Source organism: Paracoccus albicereus (assembly GCF_024359525.1).
GTDB lineage: Bacteria > Pseudomonadota > Alphaproteobacteria > Rhodobacterales > Rhodobacteraceae > Paracoccus > Paracoccus albicereus.
The window spans coordinates 505,457-525,761 of the sequence record NZ_JAKZEU010000002.1; the positions used below are offsets into that span (position 1 = coordinate 505,457).

At 64.7% G+C, this 20,305-nt stretch carries 21 protein-coding genes; 6 read left to right on the forward strand and 15 right to left on the reverse strand.

All coding sequences use genetic code 11. The features are described 5' to 3' along the window. Positions 1–78: 78 nt before the first annotated feature. From MLD63_RS06005 to MLD63_RS06015, 3 genes are all read right to left on the reverse strand, one after another. Complete coding sequence (locus MLD63_RS06005) at positions 79–1,035, reverse strand: TAXI family TRAP transporter solute-binding subunit (RefSeq protein WP_255328975.1); 957 nt, start codon at positions 1,033–1,035, stop codon at positions 79–81. Between the two features lie 130 nt (positions 1,036–1,165). Next, positions 1,166–1,543, reverse strand: coding sequence for a Grx4 family monothiol glutaredoxin (gene grxD, locus MLD63_RS06010; protein WP_255328976.1), 378 nt, complete (start codon positions 1,541–1,543; stop codon positions 1,166–1,168). Between the two features lie 17 nt (positions 1,544–1,560). After that, on the reverse strand, positions 1,561–1,803 hold the full coding sequence (locus MLD63_RS06015; RefSeq protein ID WP_255328977.1) for a BolA/IbaG family iron-sulfur metabolism protein: 243 nt from the start codon (positions 1,801–1,803) through the stop codon (positions 1,561–1,563). A gap of 191 nt (positions 1,804–1,994) precedes the next feature. Between MLD63_RS06015 and MLD63_RS06020 the strand changes: the two genes are divergently transcribed. Both MLD63_RS06020 and MLD63_RS06025 read left to right on the forward strand, forming a co-directional pair. Further along, the gene (locus tag MLD63_RS06020; protein ID WP_255328978.1) at positions 1,995–2,549 is read left to right on the forward strand and encodes a thioredoxin family protein; all 555 of its coding nucleotides are present in this window, start codon (positions 1,995–1,997) and stop codon (positions 2,547–2,549) included. A gap of 86 nt (positions 2,550–2,635) precedes the next feature. Continuing rightward, positions 2,636–3,061, forward strand: coding sequence for a protein tyrosine phosphatase family protein (locus MLD63_RS06025; RefSeq protein ID WP_255328979.1), 426 nt, complete (start codon positions 2,636–2,638; stop codon positions 3,059–3,061). A gap of 7 nt (positions 3,062–3,068) precedes the next feature. Here the strand turns inward: MLD63_RS06025 and MLD63_RS06030 are convergent, their stop codons facing one another. Next, positions 3,069–3,413, reverse strand: coding sequence for an arsenate reductase family protein (locus tag MLD63_RS06030; RefSeq protein ID WP_255328980.1), 345 nt, complete (start codon positions 3,411–3,413; stop codon positions 3,069–3,071). Between the two features lie 140 nt (positions 3,414–3,553). Beyond that, entirely contained in the window at positions 3,554–4,840 is a 1,287-nt protein-coding gene (locus tag MLD63_RS06035; protein WP_255328981.1) for a DUF3422 family protein, read from the reverse strand. 148 nt (positions 4,841–4,988) lie between these two features. Between MLD63_RS06035 and MLD63_RS06040 the strand changes: the two genes are divergently transcribed. Further along, entirely contained in the window at positions 4,989–5,504 is a 516-nt protein-coding gene (locus MLD63_RS06040; RefSeq protein ID WP_255328982.1) for a L,D-transpeptidase family protein, read from the forward strand. 310 nt (positions 5,505–5,814) lie between these two features. On the opposite strand, the gene MLD63_RS06045 is transcribed toward MLD63_RS06040, so the two are convergent. The 8 genes from MLD63_RS06045 to MLD63_RS06080 all read right to left on the reverse strand — a co-directional run bounded on the left by MLD63_RS06045 (position 5,815) and on the right by MLD63_RS06080 (position 13,976). Then, positions 5,815–7,266 carry an NCS1 family nucleobase:cation symporter-1 gene (locus MLD63_RS06045; RefSeq protein ID WP_255328983.1) on the reverse strand — a complete coding sequence of 484 codons (1,452 nt, stop codon included), beginning with the start codon at positions 7,264–7,266 and terminating at the stop codon, positions 5,815–5,817. Positions 7,267–7,400: 134 nt separating this feature from the next. Then, positions 7,401–8,447, reverse strand: a complete 1,047-nt coding sequence (gene arsB, locus MLD63_RS06050; RefSeq protein WP_255328984.1) for an ACR3 family arsenite efflux transporter — start codon at positions 8,445–8,447, stop codon at positions 7,401–7,403. Then, positions 8,444–8,959, reverse strand: coding sequence for an arsenate reductase ArsC (locus tag MLD63_RS06055; protein WP_255328985.1), 516 nt, complete (start codon positions 8,957–8,959; stop codon positions 8,444–8,446). The genes arsB and MLD63_RS06055 overlap by 4 nt, the downstream gene beginning before the upstream one ends. 10 nt (positions 8,960–8,969) lie before the next feature. Beyond that, a complete protein-coding gene (locus tag MLD63_RS06060) occupies positions 8,970–9,302 on the reverse strand; it encodes an ArsR/SmtB family transcription factor (protein WP_255328986.1) in 333 nt (110 codons plus the stop codon). Between the two features lie 94 nt (positions 9,303–9,396). Then, positions 9,397–10,839, reverse strand: coding sequence for an NAD(P)(+) transhydrogenase (Re/Si-specific) subunit beta (locus MLD63_RS06065; RefSeq protein ID WP_255328987.1), 1,443 nt, complete (start codon positions 10,837–10,839; stop codon positions 9,397–9,399). A gap of 13 nt (positions 10,840–10,852) precedes the next feature. Then, positions 10,853–12,424 (reverse strand): Re/Si-specific NAD(P)(+) transhydrogenase subunit alpha, encoded by a 1,572-nt coding sequence (locus MLD63_RS06070; RefSeq protein ID WP_255328988.1) that lies wholly within the window; start codon positions 12,422–12,424, stop codon positions 10,853–10,855. A 77-nt stretch (positions 12,425–12,501) separates the two neighbouring features. Further along, a complete protein-coding gene (locus tag MLD63_RS06075; protein WP_255328989.1) occupies positions 12,502–13,197 on the reverse strand; it encodes a D-lyxose/D-mannose family sugar isomerase in 696 nt (231 codons plus the stop codon). Between the two features lie 104 nt (positions 13,198–13,301). Beyond that, positions 13,302–13,976 (reverse strand): hypothetical protein, encoded by a 675-nt coding sequence (locus tag MLD63_RS06080; RefSeq protein WP_255328990.1) that lies wholly within the window; start codon positions 13,974–13,976, stop codon positions 13,302–13,304. A 125-nt stretch (positions 13,977–14,101) separates the two neighbouring features. Between MLD63_RS06080 and pepN the strand changes: the two genes are divergently transcribed. Continuing rightward, positions 14,102–16,681, forward strand: a complete 2,580-nt coding sequence (gene pepN / locus MLD63_RS06085; RefSeq protein WP_439957629.1) for an aminopeptidase N — start codon at positions 14,102–14,104, stop codon at positions 16,679–16,681. Between the two features lie 39 nt (positions 16,682–16,720). Next, positions 16,721–17,617, forward strand: a complete 897-nt coding sequence (locus MLD63_RS06090) for a lysophospholipid acyltransferase family protein (protein ID WP_255328991.1) — start codon at positions 16,721–16,723, stop codon at positions 17,615–17,617. Positions 17,618–17,679: 62 nt separating this feature from the next. Here the strand turns inward: MLD63_RS06090 and proB are convergent, their stop codons facing one another. Together proB and obgE are read right to left on the reverse strand one after the other, a co-directional pair. After that, positions 17,680–18,792 carry a glutamate 5-kinase gene (proB, locus tag MLD63_RS06095; protein WP_255328992.1) on the reverse strand — a complete coding sequence of 371 codons (1,113 nt, stop codon included), beginning with the start codon at positions 18,790–18,792 and terminating at the stop codon, positions 17,680–17,682. Then, the gene (obgE, locus tag MLD63_RS06100; RefSeq protein ID WP_255328993.1) at positions 18,780–19,814 is read right to left on the reverse strand and encodes a GTPase ObgE; all 1,035 of its coding nucleotides are present in this window, start codon (positions 19,812–19,814) and stop codon (positions 18,780–18,782) included. The genes proB and obgE overlap by 13 nt, the downstream gene beginning before the upstream one ends. Before the next feature lie 132 nt (positions 19,815–19,946). On the opposite strand from obgE, the gene MLD63_RS06105 reads away from it, so the two are divergent. Further along, a complete protein-coding gene (locus tag MLD63_RS06105; protein ID WP_255328994.1) occupies positions 19,947–20,285 on the forward strand; it encodes a DMT family transporter in 339 nt (112 codons plus the stop codon). The last annotated feature ends 20 nt before the right edge of the window (positions 20,286–20,305 follow it).

Here is a 20,305-nt window from a genome sequence, read left to right on the forward strand (position 1 = left end):
GCAGGGTGGTGATGATCGGTCATGGTCGTGGCCCGGACGGGCGATGGGGCCAGCGATCTGCCGGCCCCGCCGCTGGGTTCATTCTGCGCTCACGCCGACTTCGTCGTAGTATTTCTGCGCGCCGGGATGAACGGGGATCGGCATGCCCTGCAACGCGTTTGCGACATCGATCTCGGACGTGGCCGCATGAGCCGCAGCCAGTTCGTCGAGGTTTTCGTACATCAGCTTGGTCATCTGGTAGGCCAGATCGTCGCTGACTTCGGTGCTGGAGACGAGGAAGTTGATCACGGCGACCGTTGCGACGTCCTCATCCTGACCGTCATAAGTGCCAGCCGGGATGGTGCCCGCGACGTAGGGATCACCCAGTGTTTCCGCGACCTCTGCCGGAACCGACACAACGCTGATCGGAATGGCGGTTGAAAGGTCTTTCAGCGATGCGACGCCAAGGCCCGCCGATTGCAGCGTCGCATCAAGCTGACGATTTTTCATCAGTTCGACCGATTCCGCGAAGGGCAGGTACTCGACCTGTCCCAGATCGTCGTAGCTCATCCCGGCGGCGGCAAGGATGGCGCGCGCGTTCAGCTCGGTGCCCGATTTCGGCGCGCCGACGGACAAGGCCTTGCCCTTGAGATCCTCAAGCGTCTTGATCCCCGATTCCTCGCTGGCGACGATCTGAATATAGTTGGGATACATGGCCGAGATGCCGCGCAGGTTCTCCAGCGGCTGAGGAAAGCCCGCTTCGGCGTCACCTTCGGCCGCAAGCTTGACGGAGTCGCCAAGCGCGATGCCAATCTCGCCCTTTCCTTGCGACAGCAGGTTCAGGTTTTCCACGCTGGCCTTGGTCGATTGGACCTGGACCTTCGCACCTTCGATCCCGTCGGTGTAGATCTTCGACAGCGCCCCGCCGACCGGATAATAGACCCCGGAGGTCCCGCCGGTCAGAATGTTGATGAATTCCTGCGCGTGTCCGACGACCGGCGCCGACGCCAAGGCAAAGCCGGCGGCGATGCCGGCAAATCTGATGCGGATTGTCATGAAGGTCCTCCCCAGGATCTGACGTTTCTTGGTGTCGTCAGGTTAGGAGGGAAGGGCGAGGGCGTCAAAAGGGAAAAACCCTGACGTACCAAGCTTGGGGCAGGGCGGAAGGCCGCCCTGCGCCGATCAATCAGGCATTCGCTTCGCGAATCTTGTTGGCGGCGTCCTTGTCGTAGCCGACGCCCTTCTGGTCAAACAGCTGATCAAGTTCGCCTGAAAGCGTCATCTCGGTGATGATGTCGCAGCCACCGACGAATTCACCTTTGACGTAAAGCTGCGGGATCGTCGGCCAGTCCGAGAAATCCTTGACGCCCTGACGGATCGATTCATCAGCCAGAACATTTACATCGCGAAAGTCGACGCCCATGTAGTTCAGCACGCCCGCCACGCGGCTGGAAAACCCGCATTGCGGCATTTCCTTGGTGCCCTTCATGAACAGGACGACGTCGGCGGCGTCGATCGTCTCCCTGATCTGGGCCTGTGCGGAATCTGTGGTTGTTTCGCTCATCTGAGTGATCCTCTGGGTCAGTCGGGGGCCTTGGTCGTCAGCGCAAGCGCATGGAGGTCGCCGCGCGATCCGGCCATCTTTTCCTTCAATGCGGCATAGACGGCGCGCTGCTGTTGCACGCGGTTCAGGCCACGGAAACTTTCATCGACGACCTCGGCAGCGTAATGGTTCCCGTCGCCGGCAAGATCGGTGATGGTGACCCGTGCTTGCGGGAACGCGGCGCGGATCAATGTCTCGATCTCATGGGCTTCGATGGCCATCATCTCTCCTTGGCGTCGTGTGGGAAAGATGTAGGGGATGGCCTGAAGGGTCGCAAGGGTAAGCAGCTAACCCACATCCAGTTCGCCGGTAATCCGTATTATGGAACATATCTGCTGTATCTGCGCGACAGCGTTGGACCCTCGTCCTATTCCGGTTAGCGTGGTGGCCATTCGAGCACGGAGAATGATGGATGGCTGTGACACCTTCGGTTTGCGATTTCGGCGCGCCGATCCGCGACTTTACCTTACCAGGTACGGACGGACGCGACTACACGCTTGCGGACCTGCGCGGCCGCCATGGCACGCTCGTCATGTTCATCTGCAACCACTGTCCTTACGTTCAGGCCGTCATGGACCGGATGGTCCGGGACGCCAAGGACTTGCAACAGGCAGGCATCGGCGTCGTCGCGATCTCGTCGAACGATGTTGACGACTATCCGCAGGACGGTCCGGATCAGATGCGTGCTGAAGCGCAGAGACACGGATTCAGCTTTCCTTATCTCTATGACGAAACGCAGGAGGTTGCGCGTGCCTATGGTGCTGAGTGCACGCCAGATTTCTTTGGCTACAACGCGGACGGCGAACTTCAATATCGCGGCAGGCTCGACGCGTCCGGCCGCAAGCCGGCTGACCCTGACGCCCGACGCGAGCTATACGAAGCGATGATGCAGATCGCCAGAACCGGCCAAGGACCGCGCGAACAGACGCCGTCGATGGGATGTTCAATCAAATGGAAAGCGGTCTAGCGGTTCGACGGGCGGCTTGACAGCCTGCGCCTCATGCCGGATTGCTCGGGCTTCCGCGCCAAAAGGCCGTCACGGAAAGACTTGCCATGGATTTGCGTCAACTGACCCCTGCCCTTGCGGTTTCGCCGCAACTGTCGCTATCGGACATCCCTGAACTGTCCAAAGCCGGCTTCCGGGTGCTGATCAACAACCGACCGGATGACGAGATCGGTCCGGACATCGATCATGAGGCGATGGGACAAGCCGCCAAGGCCCATGGGATGCGGTATCATTATCTGCCCTTCACGCCCGGCCAGATCACGCCACGACTGATCGCGGACTTTTCCGAGGCGATGGCAGGTCGGGGTCCGCACATCGCCTATTGTCGGTCGGGACATCGCTGCACGGTGCTGTGGGCCCTGACCCAGGCAGGCAAGCGCCCCGAGGCCGAGATCCTCGAAACCGCAACGCAGGCGGGATACGATCTCGAACCGATCCGACCGCTGATCGCTTCGCTCGCCAGCAAGCGCTAGGACTATCCTACGCCGGAACGTCGAGCGCGCGCTTGACGTTGGCCGTCCATCCCAGAAGACGCTGGTCGTCCGCCGCAATCGCCGGGCGTTTCATCACGCTGGGTTTTGCGCCCATCATCGCAACCGGATCTTCGGCCCGTTCTTCCTCGCTCATCCCGCGCCAAGTCAGGCTTGCGCGGTTTATGATCTTGTCGCCCCATTCCGTGACAAGCCGGGCCCGTTCAGCCTCGCTCAGCGGGTCTTTCTGAACGTCGCGGAAATCCACGTTCCAGCCATGGCCTTCCAAGGCTTCGATGGCTTTCTGGCATGTCGAACAATGCGAAAGCCCGTACATCTGAAGCGTTTTAGACATCAGATGATCGGCACGAAAGGAACGCAGGCGCCAAGCGCAAGGACGGCTGCGATAAGCGGCAGAATACGGGTCATGTCACATCCTTCTGGTTTCACGCCATTATGGCGGGACGGGCTCGATGCGCGCAAGTCAAGGATGGGTCAATGCAATCGTCTGCGGATACGGCGCAACGCCCACCAGACGCCAAGAACGGCGAGCGGGGTCACCAACGCGGTCAGCATCGCCTTGTCGATACCAACCGTATGGCTCAGCGGGTATAGCGCGTAGGACAGAAGACCGACCGCGTAATAGCTGATCGCAACAACCGAGAGTCCTTCGACCGTGTGCTGCAGCCGCAATTGCAGGTCGGCGCGACGGTCCATGCTGGTCAGCAAGGCCTGGTTCTGGGCCGACCGTTCGACATCGACACGGGTGCGCAGCAGTTCGCCCGCCCTGCCCGCGCGTTCCAGCATCGTGCGGATCCGCGCTTCGGCCGAGGTGACGGTCCGCATCGCGGGTTCATAGCGGCGGCGCATGAACTCGCTGAGCATCTGACGCCCCGCAAATCGCGTTTCGCGCAAGGCTTCGATCCGGTCATGGACCAAGGCACGATAGGCCTGACTGGCACCGAAGCGAAAGGAATGGCCCATCGCCTCGGCCTCGAGTTCGGTCGAGATCGACAGAAGCTCGTCCAGCACCGCCTCGGGTTGGCTCTCGGGATCGCTCATCGTGTCGATGACGGCGGTCAGCCGCGGCTCCAGTCGGTTCAGCCGCTGGCTGAGACTGCGGACCCGCTGGAAGCCCAACATGGACATCGCCCGATAGACCTCCAGCTCCAGCAGGCGCTGGACGATCCGTCCGACGCGGGCGGGCGATGCCCCCTTTCGAACGAAGACGGCGAACCGCATCCAGCCATTCGCATCGATGCGGAAATCGCCCGCGACCAGCGCCGCTTCCTGGACGACCCAGACGGCGGCGAGGCTGTCGGCAGCGAACCAGTCGTCCAGAGGGTCCATGACGTCATCCGGGTTGTCCGGCAGTTCCGCCACGTGGACGAGGACCGAGGCGATGCGCTTGCCCGGCGCCCTGCCCTGCCATTCCTCCGCGAAGATCGCGGCGGCCTGCGGGTCGAAGGGGCGCGCCGCCTTGCCGGGGTTCGTGGCCGCGTAAGCCATGAATTCGGTGTGACTTTCCCAGCGAAGGTCATAGCGGCCAAGCTGGCCCGCGTAGTGGCTGTCGGCCGGATCGGGGCGCTTGCCGCCGTGACGCTGGACGAGTTCGGCGAGATGCGCGTGGTCGGCGGCGCGATCGCGGTTGGCGGCGTCGCGCGGTTCCTTGAACGCGACGAAGGCGACCGTGCAGGGCACCGGCAATTGCGGCGACGGTCGCGCGTGAAGTTCGTTCACGAGGGCGTAGCGCAGGGGATGGTCGATCTCGGATTCGATCATGGTCTTGGATGTGCCACGAGCGACGAAACCGCGCCACAGATTTCACGCCGCTTTTCGTGATCGGCGCGCGATTGCACAGCGCTGCGCCAGCGTTCAGACTTGCGACGCGGGATTGAAAAGACACGATTAAACGACGGGAACGCAGACGATGAACCGACGCCAGCTTCTGACCTCCGGTGCGGGCGCGCTGATCCTTGGCGCGATCGCAGGCTGCGCGCCGAGCAAGTTCAAAAGCTATGACGGGCCGCCCGTGACGCAAATCGTGGTCAACAAGGGCGCCCGCCAGATGTTCCTGCTAAGCGGCCCTACCGTGTTGAAATCATACCGTTTCGGACTTGGCTGGGCGCCGGTCGGCGACAAGTTCTTCGAGGGTGACGGACGCACGCCCGAGGGCAATTACTTCATCGACCGCCGCAACCCGAACAGCGAGTATCACCTGTCGATCGGGATCTCGTATCCCACGCCGCAGGAGGTGGCCGAAGCCGCTTTGGTCGGGCGCAGCGCGGGGAGCGACATCTTCATTCATGGGCGCGGGCCGGAGGGTAACCGCAAGGTCGGGTCCAATTGGGATTGGACCGCAGGCTGCATCACGGTCAGCGACAAGGAGATGGAAGACATCTACGCGATGGTCCGTGACGGAACCCCGATCCAGATCAATCCGTAGGCGCGCTTCGTTAATCAATCTGAACGGCAACGGCAGCGTACGGTGGGGCGCAACAGCGCAACACCTTTGGCCGCGTTCCAGCCAGCGTTTGCTGGGTCTGGCGCTGTGACATCCGTACACCGCGCGTACACAGGCTGTACACAACCTGTACACAGGCTGCGCGCGTGCGGTTCAGGAAGCGTTAAGGGTTTCGGCTGCGCCGAAATGCCTCCGGCGGGGATATTTGTGTAAAGAAGAAAAGGGCCTGGCGCCTCGCCGACCTGACCCGAGGGTATTGCGCGGCGAAGCGTCGGCCCCGCCGCGCCCGTCCTCAGCCGCGACGTGCGAGGAAGACGTGGAGTCCGCCGCCGATGGCCGCGCCGATCAGCCAGCCAAAGCCCGAAAGCCCTCCCAGGGCCGGAATCCAGACCGTCGCGATCGAGAAGACGGCCGCGACCGCCACCGCGATGATCGCGTTGCGGTTCCAGCCGTCCTCATAGAAGTAGCGACCCTCGGGGCGGTCCGAGAACAGCGACTTCACGTCGAGATGGCCGCGCTGAACCAGATAATAGTCGGCGACCAGGATGCCGTAGAGCGGCGCGAGGATCGCCCCCAGCGTGTCGACGAACTTGGCGATGCCGATCTGAGAGATCAGGCTGAGCCACAGCGCGCCGATCACGAAGGCGATCGCGGCGGTGATGATGCCGCCGGTTTTGGCCGAGATCTTCGAGGGCGACAGATTCGAGATGTCGTAGGCCGCCGGGATGAAGTTCGCGACGAGGTTGATGCCGACTGTCGCCGCGAAGAAGGTCACAGCCGCGATCAGCGTCAGCAGCAGGTTGTCCACCCGCTCGATGATCTGCGTGGGATCGGTCAGACGCTCACCATACAGCACCACGGTTCCCGCCGTGATGAAGAGCGCGATGAACGAGAAAAACGCCATCGAGACCGGCAGGCCCCAGAAGTTGCCGCTGCGCATCTGCCCTTCGGATTTGACGAAGCGTGAGAAGTCGCCGAAGTTGATCACCACCGCCGCGAAATAGGCGACCATCGTGCCCACGACCGCGACGAAGCCGCCGATCGTGGAATAGCCGCTGTCGCCTTCGCCCTGGAAGATCGTGCCCATCGCACCCCAGAGCCCGTTTCCGGCCCGCCACCAGATCGCCAGGGCCAAGAGGATCATGACCACATAGACGAAGGGTCCGGCCCAGTTCAGGAACCGGCCGACCCAGTCGATGCCCTTGAGGAACATGCCGACCTGGAACAGTGTGACGAGGATATAGGCGATCCAGTCCACGCTGCCGAGGCCGAGGAAGCCGCCCGCCGCGGCCTCCAGCCCGAAGATGCCACGGATCGCCAGTGCGACGGCGGTCGAGGCGAAGTAGGTCTGGACGCCGAACCAGAAGATCGCGACGACACCGCGGATCAGCGCCGGGAAACGCGCGCCGCGCACCCCCATCCCCGCCCGCGCCATGACCGCATAGGGGATGCCGTAGCGCACGGAGGGGCGGCCCGAAAGGTTCACCAGCGCCATGACGATCAGGCCGGCCAGCACGATCGCGGTGAAGGTCAGCCAGCCGTTTAGCCCGTAGCCCAGAAACAGCGATGCGGCGAGCGTGTAGCCGAACAGGCTCTGGATGTCGTTGTTCCAGACGTTGAATATCTCGAACGATCCCCAGCGGCGGCGCTCGACCGGGATCGGGGCCAGATCCTCGTTCCAGAGCGACGGATCGCCTGTCGTGCCGCCGAGATCCTCGGCTTGCGCCTGTGCAATATGGGCCATCATGCTCTCCTTTACGAACAGGCCGATTGTGGCGCGAGTGTCCGCCCGGATCCTGCACCGCTCAAGCAGAGGTTTTTGGGAAGGTTGGGATTTTTCGCGCCTGTGGCGAAAAAGCAGGCAGTGCGCCCGGTGCCTTAGCGGTCGGCGAAGGCGCCGCGCGTGCGATTGGCGAAGGCGACGAGCGACAGCATCACCGGAACCTCGACCAGCACACCGACGATCGTCGCGAGCGCCGCGCCGGAATTGAGCCCGAAGAGCGAGATGGCGACGGCGACGGCCAGTTCGAAGAAGTTCGACGTGCCGATCATCGCGCAGGGGGCGGCGATGCGGTGCGGGACGCGGGCGGCCCATGCCACGCCATAGGCCAGCGCGAAGATGGCGTAGGACTGGATCAGGATCGGTACGGCGATCATCGCGATGATCAGTGGGCGGTCGAGGATCACCCGGCCCTGCAGCGCGAAGAGAATGGCCACCGTGGCGATCAGCCCAATCATCGAGAAGGGTTTGACCCTGGCCGAGAAGGCGTCGATCCGCTGGGTGGTCTGCAGGTGGCGGCGGGTCAGCCATCCGGCGATCAGCGGGAGAACGATGAAGAGGATGGTGGAGAGGACCAGAACCTCCCACGGTACAACGATGTCTGTGACGCCCAGCAGGACCGCCACGATCGGCGCGAAGGCCGCGACCATGATCAGGTCGTTGACCGAGACCTGGACCAGCGTATAGGCGGCGTCGCCGCGCACCAGCTGGCTCCACACGAAGACCATCGCGGTGCAGGGGGCGGCGCCCAGCAGGATCAGGCCGGCGATGTATTGCTGCGCGTCGACAGGATCAATCCAGGGTGCGAAGACATGGTCGAAGAACAGGACGGCAAGAGCCGCCATGGTAAAGGGCTTGATCGCCCAATTGACCGCGAGCGTGATCAGCAGGCCACGTGGCTGGCGAGCGGTGTCGCGCACGGCAGCGAAATCGACGCCCACCATCATCGGATAGACCATCGCCCAGATCAGCGCGGCGACGATCAGGTTGATGCCCGCGATCTCTGCCCCGGCGATGGCGCGGGTCAGCCCCGGCGCGATCAGCCCCATTAAGATGCCCAGAACGATGGCCCCCGCGATCCAGAGCGAGAGCCAGCGTTCGAACATGCCGAGCGCGGGCGGGGTTGAAGCGGCGCTGACGCTCATGCGTCCGAGCGCGCGTCGGCGCGGTTGCCGATCGATTGCAGGCGATCGCGAAGCGCCATCCGGTCGAGCGAGGCGATGGGCAGGGCGACGAAGGCCGCAAGACGGTTTGCCAGTGCGCCGTAGGTCTGCTGGAACGCCAGCGCGCGTTCGCTGTCGGACCCGGTGACGGCGGCGGGATCAGGCAGGCCCCAATGCGCAGTGACGGGGTGACCGGGCCAGACCGGGCAGACCTCGTTCGCGGCGTTGTCGCAGACGGTGAAGACGAAATCCATCTGCGGGGCATCGTGCCGCGCGAATTCGTCCCAGCTTTTCGACCAGATGGCGGACAGATCGTGGCCGCGGCGCGACAGCAGATCCAGCGTCAGCGGATGCGGCGCGTCCTTGGGCATGGAGCCGGCGGAATAGGCGTGAAACCGCCCCTGGCCGAGATCGTTCAGGATCGCCTCTGCCAGAAGCGAGCGGGCGGAATTGCCGGTGCACAGGAACAGCACGTTGTAGGCAGGGTCTTGCATGGCACTCCTTTCAACAGGCGCAGGCGATATCGTCGAGGATCGGCTGGCACAGATCCGCCCGGCCCCCGCAGCAATCCTGCAGCAGGAAGGCCAGCAGCGTGCGCAACCCATCCATGTCGGCGGAATAGACGATCTGGCGTCCGGTGCGCGTGCCGCGGATCAGCCCGGCCTGCGACAGGATGTTGAGATTGGCAGACAGCGTGTTCTGCCGGACATCGAGCGTGTCGGCGATCCGGCCAGCGGGCATCCCCTCGGGGCCTGCCTGAACCAGAAGGCGCAGGACGGCGAGCCGGGTCGGCTGGCCCAAGGCGGCGAAGGTCGTGGAGGCATCCGATATATCCATGATTCGTGAATAATGGATATATATGGATCGCGCAAGTCTGGAATGCGAAAGGGCGGGTCTGACGACCCGCCCCCTGCCCTGCGCCCTACCCCGATCAGTCGATCAGCGGCAGCAGCTTGTTCAGCGAATCCTTGGCATCGCCGTAGAACATGCGCGTGTTCTCCTTGAAGAACAGCGGGTTCTCGATCCCGGAATAGCCGGTCCCCTGCCCGCGCTTGCTGACGAAGACGTTCTTGGCCTTCCAGACCTCCAGCACCGGCATCCCGGCGATGGGGCTGTTCGGATCGTCCTGCGCGGCGGGGTTCACGATGTCGTTCGAACCGATGACGATGACCACGTCGGTCGAGGGGAAGTCCTCGTTGATCTCGTCCATCTCCAGCACGATGTCGTAGGGCACCTTCGCCTCGGCCAGCAGAACGTTCATGTGGCCGGGTAGACGGCCCGCGACGGGGTGGATGGCGAAGCGTACTTCCTTGCCCGCGGCGCGCAGCTTGCGCACCAGCTCGCTAACCGCGCCCTGGGCCTGGGCCACCGCCATGCCATAGCCCGGCACGATGATGACGCTGTCGGCTTCGTTCAGCGCGTTGGCCACGCCGCCTTCGTCGATGGCGACCTGTTCGCCCTCGATTTCTGCAGCGGGACCCTGCTCGCCGCCGAAGCCGCCGAGGATCACGCTGACGAAGTTTCGGTTCATCGCCTTGCACATGATGTAGCTGAGGATCGCACCCGACGAGCCGACCAGCGCGCCGGTCACGATCAGCAGATCGTTCGACAGGGTGAAGCCGATCGCGGCTGCAGCCCAGCCCGAATAGGAGTTCAGCATCGACACGACGACCGGCATGTCCGCCCCGCCGATCCCCATGATCAGGTGCCAGCCGATGAAGCCCGCGGCGACCGCGATCAGCAGCAGCCAGAACATCGCCGGACCCAGATCCGCGACGTAGAGGATGCCGAGGATCAGCGACAGCGCGGCAGCACCCGCGTTCAGCATCTGCCCGCCCGGCAGCTTCCTCGGCTTTCCGTCAACGCGTCCGGCGAGTTTGCCAAAAGCGACGATGGAGCCGGTGAAGGTCACCGCACCGATGAACACGCCAAGAAAGACCTCGATCTGCAGCATGTTGATTTCGGCTGCGGTCTTGTGGGTCAGAACCTCGGCGAAGCCGCGGAAGGTGTGTGCCGTGCCCTCGGCCATCGCGCGCATCACGCGGCCCAGTTCAAGCTGGGCGTTGAAGCCGACGAACACCGCCGCCAGACCGACGAGGCTGTGCATCGCGGCGACGAGCTGCGGCATTTCGGTCATCTGCACGCGCTTGGCGACGACGTAACCGATCGCCCCGCCGATCGCGATCATGATGACCGAGACCAGCCAGTTGCCCGAGCCGGGGCCGAAAAGGGTGGCCAGGACCGCAAGGGCCATGCCGACGATGCCGTACCAGATCGCGCGCTTGGCGCTTTCCTGGCCCGACAGGCCGCCGAGCGACAGGATGAAGAGGATGGCTGCGACGACATAGGCCGCAGTAGTGAAGCCGTATTCCATGTGTCCCGCCCCCTTACGATTTCTGGAACATGGCGAGCATGCGCCGGGTGACGAGGAAGCCACCGAAGATGTTGACGCCGGCCATCAGGACCGCAAGCGCCCCGAGCAGGACCACCAGCCACGAGCCCGAGCCGATCTGCATCAGCGCGCCCAGGATGATGATCGAGGAGATCGCGTTGGTGATCGCCATCAGCGGTGTATGCAGCGAGTGGGCGACGTTCCAGATCACCTTGAAGCCGACGAAGCAGGCCAGCACGAAGACGATGAAATGCGCCATGAAGCTGGGCGGCGCGATCATGCCGATCAGAAGCAGCAGGACGCCACCCACGGCCAGCATCATGATCTGGCTTTGGGTTTCCTTCTTGAACGCTGCGACCTCTGCGGCGCGACGCTCTTCCGGGGTCGGTTCCTTCTTCTTCTCGCGCGGCTTGGCGGCGATGGCCGCGACCTTGGGCTTGGGCGGCGGATAGGTGATCTCGCCACCGTGGGTGACGGTCGCGCCGCGGATGACGTCGTCATCCATGTTGTGGTTGACCTGGCCGTCCTTCTCGGGCGTCAGGTCGGCCATGAAGTGCCGGATGTTGTTGCCGTAAAGCTCTGACGCCTGCGCCCCCATCCGGCTGGCGAAATCGGTATAGCCGATGATGATGACGCCGTTGTCGCTGACGATGCGCTGGTCGGCCTGGGTCAGTTCGCAGTTGCCGCCCTTTTCGGCGGCAAGGTCCACGATGACGCTGCCGGGCTTCATCGCCTCGACCATGTCCTTGGTCCACAGGACCGGCGCGTCACGACCCGGGATCAGCGCGGTGGTGATGACCACGTCCATCTGGGGCGCCAGCTCGCGGAATTTCTCCAGCTGCTTCTCACGGAATTCGGGGCTGGACGGGGCCGCGTAGCCGCCCGTCTCGGCACCGTCGGTCGTGGTATCCTCGAAATCGAGGAAGACGAACTCGGCGCCCATCGATTCGATCTGCTCGGCCACTTCGGGGCGAACGTCAAAGGCGTAGACCTGTGCACCAAGGCTGGTCGCGGTTCCGATCGCGGCCAGACCGGCGACGCCCGCGCCGACGACGAGAACCTTGGCCGGCGGCACCTTGCCCGCCGCCGTCACCTGACCGGTGAAGAAACGACCGAAATTGTTCGCCGCCTCGATCACCGAACGGTAGCCGGCGATGTTGGCCATCGACGACAGCGCGTCCATCTTCTGCGCGCGGCTGATCCGGGGCACCATGTCCATCGCGATTGCGTTGATGCCCTGATCCTTGGCCACCTCCAGCAGCTCTGCGCTTTGGCCGGGATAGAAGAACGAGATCAGCGTCTGGCCCTGGCGCATCCGGCGAATCTCGTCACCCGAGGGCTGGCGGACGCGCGCGACGATGTCGGCTTCGTCGACCAGAGTGCCGGAATCGTCGGCGATTTCGACGCCTGCGGCGCGATAATCTTCATCGGAAAAGCCCGATTTCGCGCCTGCGCCCGTCTCGACGACGACGTCGTAGCCGAGCTTTTGCAGATGCGCTGCCGAGGATGGCGTTATGGCAACGCGTGCCTCGCCCTCGGCTGTTTCCTTCAATGCGCCAATCTTCATCCTGGCCCCCCTGTTACGTCGCGTCGCGCTTCCTTAGCATCGCGCAACAATCTTTCACAAGGCCGTGACGGCCAAGACTATTCGTTATCCGCCGCCGCCAGCCATTCGTCGTAGTCGCTGACAAGCAATCTTTCGGGTGCCTCGTCCTCGTCGATGCGGGCGAAGCGACCGATGGGGGCGGCGAAGATGTTGTCGGTCAGATCGTCGTTCACCGTCGAGACCTCGCCGATGAGGCAGGGTCCGCCCTCGGCCCAAAATTCGTGCCAGTCGCCCGGACGCAGCGTGACCGATTCGCCGGGCTCGAGGCGCAGGATGCCGCCCGCCTCGATCCAGCGCGAGGTGCCGTCGCAATCGACCGTGACCCCGCGCGAGCGATCCATCCGGCCCGCCTCATCAGAGCCGACCAGCCGGATCGCCAGCGTCGCGCCCCAGCGGTTGATGATGTCTTCGGTCTTGAGCCCGTGGGTGTGCATCGGGCAGATCTGCCGGTCCTGAGAGATCAGCAGCTTTTCGGCGTAGACCCTGCCGCCGCCGCCGGCGAGTTCCGCCAGCGACCCGTTGCGCAAGGTGAAGAGAAACAGGCCCAGCCTGTCGTAATCGCCCTGACCGTAATCGGTGATGTCCCAGCCGAGTCGCGCATCGACGATCGCGGGCGTCGCCCTGTCGCGGAATTCGTCAGGCGTCCAGTGGGCGAAGGGCGGCAGGCGGAAGCCCGCGCGGTCGATGAACTCCGCCGCCTCGGCGCGGATGCGGTTGATGCGCGAACGTTGCATCGTCTGGTCCTGTCCCTGTTGCCGGTCATTCTTCTCAGCAAGACGCCGCGCGAGTCGGGCCCGCGCGGCGTGATCGTATCAGATGGTCTTCGGTGCGCCGCTGATCAGTTTGCGGGCGCAGGCTCGGTCGTTGCCGGCTCGTCCGCGGCGGGCGCGTCGGTTGCCGGTTCAGTGGTCGCCGGTTCGGTCGTGGCGGGCTCCGTCGTTGCGGGTTCCGTCGTGGCCGGCTCGGGGGTGGTCGCCTCGTCAATGGCTTCTTCGGTCGCGGCGGCAGCGTCCGAAGCGGCTTCGCCAGCTGCGTCGGCTGCGTCGGCCGCAGCGTCAGCTGCGGAATCGGCGGCGTCGGCAGCCGCATCGCCAGCAGCGTCGACGGCTTCGCCCGCATCGGTCGCGGCTTCGTCAGCGGCGGCTTCGGCGTTGTCGGCTGCGGCCTCCGCGTCGGCGGCAGCTTCGTCCGCCGCATCTTCGGTCGTCGTATCGGCAACCGGATCGGTCGTCGTGTCGGTGGTGGCGTCGGCCGCCGCTTCGTCAGCAGGCGCTTCGGTCGTCACGGTCGTGTCGCCATCCTCGACCGTCACGTCGTCGCCGGTCATGAAACGCTGGAGGACGAAATAGGCGAGCGCCAGGGCGACGAGGACACCGATGATCAGCGGGAGCGGCGATGCGCGACGCTCGACCGGGGCCACATAGGTTTCGTTGCGGACGGCCGGATCACGGTCGACGGCTGGGTCGCGGTCGACGGGATCGGTGCGTTTTGGATCGTTGGGATCATAGCTCATCTGGGTCTCCTTCAGATTGTCCGTCACTTTTATCCGGCCGGCTTGCGACCCGGCGTGTGCCGCATTAACACTTTCGTGAAATACAAGTTCCCGTACCACAACCATTTTTCGGCCGGATCGGCAAGATGTCGCATATGCAAGAAGACCCAACTGTTTTTCTGAACGATTATCGCCCCTACCCCTTCGCCTTGGACCGCGTTCGGCTGTCCTTCACGCTTGCGCCACGCGGGACGGTTGTGCGTTCGGACCTGTCGTTCACCCCGCGCGAGCAGGGTGCCGATCTGGCGCTGGATGGTGGCGAGGGGTTGCGACTGAAGCGGCTTGCCATCGATGGCCGCGAGATCGCGACAGGGGATTACACCCGAGAGGGCGAGGCACTGGTGATCGCGGGCGCGGCGCTGCCCGACGGCGCCTTCACGCTGTCGGCGGAGGTCGAGATCGATCCGGCCGACAACACCGCGTTCGAGGGGCTGTATCTGTCGGGCGGCATCTTCTGCACGCAATGCGAGGCGCAGGGGTTCCGCCACATCACCTTCTATCCCGACCGACCCGACGTGATGTCGGTCTTCGAAGTCGAGATTCTGTCCGACAAGCCGGTCCTGCTGTCGAACGGCAACCCGGCCGAAACCGTGGCGGGACGTGCCGTCTGGTCCGACCCCTGGCCCAAGCCCGCCTACCTGTTCGCGTTGGTCGCAGGCGACCTGCGCGCGGTGTCCGGCACGTTCACCACGATGTCGGGCCGTGCCGTCGATCTGAACGTCTGGGTCCGGCCCGGCGACGAGGATCGGGCGGGCTTCGCGCTGACAAGCCTGGTCAAGTCGATGGAATGGGACGAGCGGGTTTATGGCCGCGAATACGATCTGGACGTGTTCAACATCGTCGCGGTCGACGACTTCAACATGGGCGCGATGGAGAACAAGGGGTTGAACATCTTCAACTCGAAACTGGTCCTCGCCAGCCCCGAGACCGCGACCGACGCCGATTACGAGCGGATCGAGGGGGTGATCGCGCATGAATACTTCCACAACTGGACCGGCAATCGGATCACCTGCCGCGACTGGTTCCAGCTGTGCCTGAAGGAAGGGCTGACGGTGTTCCGCGACCAGCAGTTCACCTCGGACCTGCGCTCTGCCCCGGTCAAGCGGATCGAGGATGTTCAGGCGTTGCGCACGCGTCAGTTCCGCGAGGATGCCGGACCGCTGGCGCATCCTCCGCGCCCCGACCGCTATCAGGAGATCAACAATTTCTACACCGCGACCGTCTATGAAAAGGGCGCGGAGGTGATCGGGATGCTGAAGCGCCTCGTCGGGGATGACGGCTATCGCGATGCACTGGATCTGTATTTCGACCGTCACGACGGCGATGCGGCGACGATCGAGGACTGGCTGAAGGTCTTCGAGGATGCGACCGGCCGCGATCTGTCGCAATTCTCGCGTTGGTATACCGATGCGGGGACCCCGCAGGTCACGATGACCGAGACTTGGACGGATGGCGCGCTGACGCTGAGCTTCACGCAGAAGACCGATCCGACGCCGGGTCAACTGGTCAAACCGCCGCGTGTCATCCCGATCGCCGTCGGCCTGATCGGTCCGAACGGGGACGAGGTTCGTCCGACCGAAGTGCTGGAAATGACCGAAGCGGAGCAGAGCTTCACCTTCGACGGGCTTGGCGCGCGGCCTGTCGTCTCGGCGTTGCGGGGCTTTTCCGCACCGATCATCCTGGAGCGCGATCTGGACACCGAAACCCGCGCCTTCCTGCTGGCCCATGACACCGATCCGTTCGCCCGCTGGGAGGCCGGACGTGGCTTGGCGTTGCGCGCCCTGAGCGCGGCTGCGATGGGCGAAGAGGATGAAAACGCCGACGCCTTCATCGACGCGATCGGCCGACTGATCGCCGAAGACGACACCGATGCCGCGTTCCGGGCGCTGTGCCTGCGACTTCCGGGTGAGGAAGAGATCGCGACGCGTCTGGCCGCCGCCGGCCAGATCCCCGACCCCGATGCGATCCACGCCGCGCGCGAGCGGCTGTCGCTGCGCCTTGCGGTCACGCATGAGGCGCTGCTGGCAGGTATCTTCGACGCGATGGAGACCCCGGGCGACTATTCGCCAGACGCCGACGGTGCGGGACGACGTTCGCTGCGGCTTGCCGCGCTGGGCCTGCTGACCCGCGTCGACGGCGGGCTGCGCGCCCAGGCACTGGAACGCGAGGCCGGCAACATGACGGAACGCATGGGTGCGCTGGCTGTCCTCGTCTCACTTGGTCAGGCGGATGAGGCGCTTGCCCGGCTTCGCGCCGATTTCGGCGACAACCGGCTGGTCATGGACAAGTGGTTCACGGTGCAGCCGATGGCCGCACCGCCCGCTGACGCGGTCCGCATTGCGCGGACCCTGTCCGAGGATGCGGCCTTCGACTGGACGAACCCCAACCGCTTCCGGGCGCTGATCGGCGGGCTTTCCGCCAACCACGCGGGCTTCCATGCGGCCGACGGATCGGGCTACGATTTCGTGGCCGACTGGCTGATCCGGATGGATGGCAAGAATCCGCAGATCGCCGCGCGGATGTCCACCGCCTTCGAGACCTGGAACCGCTATGACGCGGATCGGCAACAAAAAGCGCGCGCCGCGCTGGAACAGATCGCCGCTGTCACGGGTTTGTCGCGAAATATGGCCGAGATGGTCGGGCGGATGTTGTCGGTGGCGAACTGACGTCTTGCCGCCCGCACATCAACCGGGATAATTCGACACATGGACGCCAAGACCGAGATGCACGCCCGGCTCGACCCGCTGATCGCGGAGCGGGCGCCCTGGTTTTTCTCGGGCAAGCCGCAGCACGCGCTGTTCCGCAGCGTGATGATGTGGCTGCTGCATTATCCGCAGACGATCAGGCTTGCGGCCGAGTTCCGCGATCTGCCGACGGCCGAGATTCTGCGCCGGATGGAGGCGATGATCGTCCGCGATGTCCGCGTGCAGGGGCTGGAGAACATCCCCGCGACCGGCCCCGCGCTGATCGTGTCGAACCATCCGACCGGGATTGCGGACGGGATCATCATGCACGCGCTGATCAGTCAGGTGCGCGACGACCTTTTCATTTATGCCAACCATGACATGGTGCGCGTGCTGCCGCAGATGCAGGATCTGATCGCCCCGGTCGAATGGCGGCTGGAAAAGCGCAGCCACGCCAAGACGCGGGCAACGATGGATTACACCCGCACTGCGCTGGAATCGGGACGGATCGGGCTGATCTTCCCGTCGGGGCGGCTGGCCAAGCGTCGCGGTCTGAGCCTGCACGAACGTCCGTGGATGGCCAGCGCCGTGATGATCGCACGCAAGTTCGACGCGCCGGTCATCCCGCTGCATATTCGCGCGCGCAACTCGGCCCTGTTCTACCTGCTGGATGCGATCCACCCATCCCTGCGCGACGTGACCCTGTTCCACGAAGTGCTGAACAAGGATGGCCACACCTATCGCGTCACCGTGGGCGAACCGATGGACCCGGCCACCCTGCCCCGCAATTCCGAGGACAGCATCGCGGTCCTGCGCGAGGCCGCGCTGGCGCTGCCCGAGCCGGAACCGGACGCCCCAAGGCTGACGCGGGCGCATGGGCGGCATCGGCTTGTGCGGGGTGTCAGGAAGACGGCGTGAGCCGGTTCTGATGCCGATCGCCTTTTGCGATGACAAAGGGACGAAAGCGTTCTCGTAAGACCCTAGACCGCCATGTCATCCCGATGCACGATGACGGCGCGGCCCGGATGGCCGAGGATCGCCTTGATCTCGCTGGTGCGGTGACCGGCGACCTGTCGGGCTTCGGCAGCGGAATAGCGCACCAATCCCTGCGCCAGCGTCTCACCCGCCGGGCCGGTGATCGCGACGGGATCGCCACGGCCGAAGGTGCCCATCACGGAGACGACGCCGGCTGGAAGCAGCGACTTGCCGGACCGCAGCGCGGCGACGGCGCCGGCGTCGATCGCCAGCGTGCCCTGCGGCTTCATCGCGGCGATCCAGCGTTTGCGGGCAAGCTGGGGATCGGCCTCTGGCAGAAACCAGCTGGTCCGCGCGCCGCCCGCTACCGCCGAGAGCGGGTTCAGGACCGAGCCTTCGGCGATGGCCATCGCGCAGCCGCCTGCGACGGCGGTGCGGGCGGCCATCAGCTTGGTGGTCATGCCACCCTTAGACAGGCCGGAGACGGGGCCCGATCCCATCGCCTCGATCTCGGGCGTGATCCGCTCGATCACCGGCAGGTGCAGCGCCTCGGGGTCGGTCTTGGGATTGGCGGTGTAAAGTCCATCCACGTCGGACAGCAGCAGCAGCTGATCGGCGCCGCAGGTCACGGCAATCTGGGCGGCCAGCCGGTCGTTGTCGCCGTAGCGGATCTCGTCGGTCGCGACGGTGTCGTTCTCATTCACGATGGGCACGACGCCCAGCGACAGCAGCGTCTGCATCGTCGCGCGGCTGTTCAGGTATCGGCGGCGGTCGGCGCTGTCCTCCAGCGTCAGCAGAACCTGCGCGGTGGTGACGCCGTGGGGGGCCAGGGCCTCCTCGTAGGCGCGGGCGAGGCGGATCTGGCCGACGGCGGCTGCGGCCTGCGCCTGTTCCAGCGACAGCGTGCCTGCGGGCAGGCCCAGCACGCGACGGCCAAGCGCGATCGAGCCCGACGACACCAACACCACATCGGACCCGCGCTGACGCCACAACGCCACGTCATCGCAAAGCGCGCGCAGCCAAGCGCCGTTCAGACCCTCTGCGCCGACCAGCAGCGCCGAGCCGATCTTGACCACAAGTCGCCGCGCCTCGGCGAGCGCGGGCGCTAGGGCCGCCATGGCTCGGGCGTATCGGCGGGGGCGTCGACCGCGCGGCCTTCGGCGATCCGCGACCAGAGCGCGCGCAGCACATCCTGCACGCCGCTGCCCGAAAAGCCGGACATGGTCAGGACCGGGCCACCGATCGCGGCTTCCAGCGCGTCCTTGCGCTCGGCCAGAGTTTCGTCGTCCAGCGCATCGATCTTGTTCAGCGCGGTCACCCGCGGCTTGTCCATCAGCACCGGCGAATAGGCCGCAAGCTCGGTCAGGACGGTGCGCGCGTCGCTCGCTACATCCTCTGACGTGCCGTCGATCAGATGGAGCAGAACGCGCGAGCGTTCGACATGACCCAGGAAACGGTCGCCGCTCCCCCTGCCCTCGCTCGCGCCCTCGATCAAGCCAGGAATGTCGGCCATGACGAATTCGCGCCCGTCGATGCCGACGACGCCGAGGTTCGGATGCAGTGTGGTGAAGGGATAATCGGCGATCTTGGGCCGCGCATTCGACGTGGCGGCCAGAAAGGTGGATTTGCCGGCATTGGGTAGCCCGACCAGACCCGCATCCGCGATCAGTTTCAGGCGCAGCCACAGCGTCCGCTCCACCCCCGGATGGCCGGGATTGGCATTGCGCGGCGCGCGGTTGGTCGAGGACTTGAAGCGCAGGTTGCCCCAGCCCCCGTTGCCGCCCTCTGCCAGCAGGACCCGCTGGCCGGCTTCGGTCAGGTCGGCCACGACCGTCTCTTCATCCTCTTCAAGAATCTCGGTGCCGACCGGGACGCGCAGCACGATGTCGTCGCCGGACTTGCCGGTCATCTGGCTGCCCATGCCGTGCTGGCCGTTCTTGGCGAAGAAGTGCTGCTGATAGCGAAAGTCGATCAGCGTGTTCAGACCTTCCACCGCCTCGGCCCAGACATCGCCCCCGCAGCCGCCGTCGCCGCCGTCGGGACCGCCATATTCGATGAACTTCTCGCGCCGGAACGAGGCGCAGCCCGCACCGCCGGAACCCGACCTGATATGGACTCGCGCGAGGTCGAGGAATTTCATCGCCATTCTCCTTTGCGGTCGCGATACGCGCTTGCACCCGAACGATCAAGCCAAGCCCTATCATCACGGATTCGTGAGCGTGACGGTGCCGACCCGAATATCTAGATCGGTATGGAAGCGAAAGGAAACGACATGCCCATCCTTACTTACTTCACCCTCATCGTGGCGATCGCGCTGGAGGTTGTAGGGACCAGCTTCCTTCAGCGCAGCGAGCAGTTCACGCGGCTTCTGCCGACGCTGATGATGGCGGTCTGCTATGCGGGGTCGTTCTTCTTTCTGTCGCAGGTTCTGCGGGTGATGCCTCTGGGCGTCGCCTACGCGATCTGGAGCGGACTTGGCATCGTCTTCGTCTCGATGATCGGACTTCTGGTTTTCGGGCAGCGGCTGGACGCGGCGGCCATCATCGGCCTGACCCTGATCGTCGTCGGTGTCGTCGTGGTCAACCTGTTCTCGACGAGTGTCAGGCACTGAAGCCCTTATAATCCTGCCCG

What these genes read in the sequence shown, in the direction of transcription:
- MLD63_RS06015 (WP_255328977.1), bottom strand. Translation starts at nt 1,803, where the DNA reads ATGGCCATCGAAGCCCATGAGATCGAGACATTGATCCGCGCCGCGTTC.
- MLD63_RS06020 (WP_255328978.1), top strand. Translation starts at nt 1,995, where the DNA reads ATGGCTGTGACACCTTCGGTTTGCGATTTCGGCGCGCCGATCCGCGAC.
- MLD63_RS06055 (WP_255328985.1), bottom strand. Translation starts at nt 8,959, where the DNA reads ATGCAAGACCCTGCCTACAACGTGCTGTTCCTGTGCACCGGCAATTCC.
- grxD (WP_255328976.1), bottom strand. Translation starts at nt 1,543, where the DNA reads ATGAGCGAAACAACCACAGATTCCGCACAGGCCCAGATCAGGGAGACG.
- MLD63_RS06080 (WP_255328990.1), bottom strand. Translation starts at nt 13,976, where the DNA reads ATGAGCTATGATCCCAACGATCCAAAACGCACCGATCCCGTCGACCGC.
- proB (WP_255328992.1), bottom strand. Translation starts at nt 18,792, where the DNA reads ATGGCGGCCCTAGCGCCCGCGCTCGCCGAGGCGCGGCGACTTGTGGTC.
- pepN (WP_439957629.1), top strand. Translation starts at nt 14,102, where the DNA reads ATGTCGCATATGCAAGAAGACCCAACTGTTTTTCTGAACGATTATCGC.
- MLD63_RS06005 (WP_255328975.1), bottom strand. Translation starts at nt 1,035, where the DNA reads ATGACAATCCGCATCAGATTTGCCGGCATCGCCGCCGGCTTTGCCTTG.
- MLD63_RS06030 (WP_255328980.1), bottom strand. Translation starts at nt 3,413, where the DNA reads ATGTCTAAAACGCTTCAGATGTACGGGCTTTCGCATTGTTCGACATGC.
- MLD63_RS06045 (WP_255328983.1), bottom strand. Translation starts at nt 7,266, where the DNA reads ATGGCCCATATTGCACAGGCGCAAGCCGAGGATCTCGGCGGCACGACA.
- arsB (WP_255328984.1), bottom strand. Translation starts at nt 8,447, where the DNA reads ATGAGCGTCAGCGCCGCTTCAACCCCGCCCGCGCTCGGCATGTTCGAA.
- MLD63_RS06025 (WP_255328979.1), top strand. Translation starts at nt 2,636, where the DNA reads ATGGATTTGCGTCAACTGACCCCTGCCCTTGCGGTTTCGCCGCAACTG.
- MLD63_RS06060 (WP_255328986.1), bottom strand. Translation starts at nt 9,302, where the DNA reads ATGGATATATCGGATGCCTCCACGACCTTCGCCGCCTTGGGCCAGCCG.
- MLD63_RS06075 (WP_255328989.1), bottom strand. Translation starts at nt 13,197, where the DNA reads ATGCAACGTTCGCGCATCAACCGCATCCGCGCCGAGGCGGCGGAGTTC.
- MLD63_RS06035 (WP_255328981.1), bottom strand. Translation starts at nt 4,840, where the DNA reads ATGATCGAATCCGAGATCGACCATCCCCTGCGCTACGCCCTCGTGAAC.
- MLD63_RS06090 (WP_255328991.1), top strand. Translation starts at nt 16,721, where the DNA reads ATGGACGCCAAGACCGAGATGCACGCCCGGCTCGACCCGCTGATCGCG.
- MLD63_RS06105 (WP_255328994.1), top strand. Translation starts at nt 19,947, where the DNA reads ATGCCCATCCTTACTTACTTCACCCTCATCGTGGCGATCGCGCTGGAG.
- obgE (WP_255328993.1), bottom strand. Translation starts at nt 19,814, where the DNA reads ATGAAATTCCTCGACCTCGCGCGAGTCCATATCAGGTCGGGTTCCGGC.
- MLD63_RS06040 (WP_255328982.1), top strand. Translation starts at nt 4,989, where the DNA reads ATGAACCGACGCCAGCTTCTGACCTCCGGTGCGGGCGCGCTGATCCTT.
- MLD63_RS06070 (WP_255328988.1), bottom strand. Translation starts at nt 12,424, where the DNA reads ATGAAGATTGGCGCATTGAAGGAAACAGCCGAGGGCGAGGCACGCGTT.
- MLD63_RS06065 (WP_255328987.1), bottom strand. Translation starts at nt 10,839, where the DNA reads ATGGAATACGGCTTCACTACTGCGGCCTATGTCGTCGCAGCCATCCTC.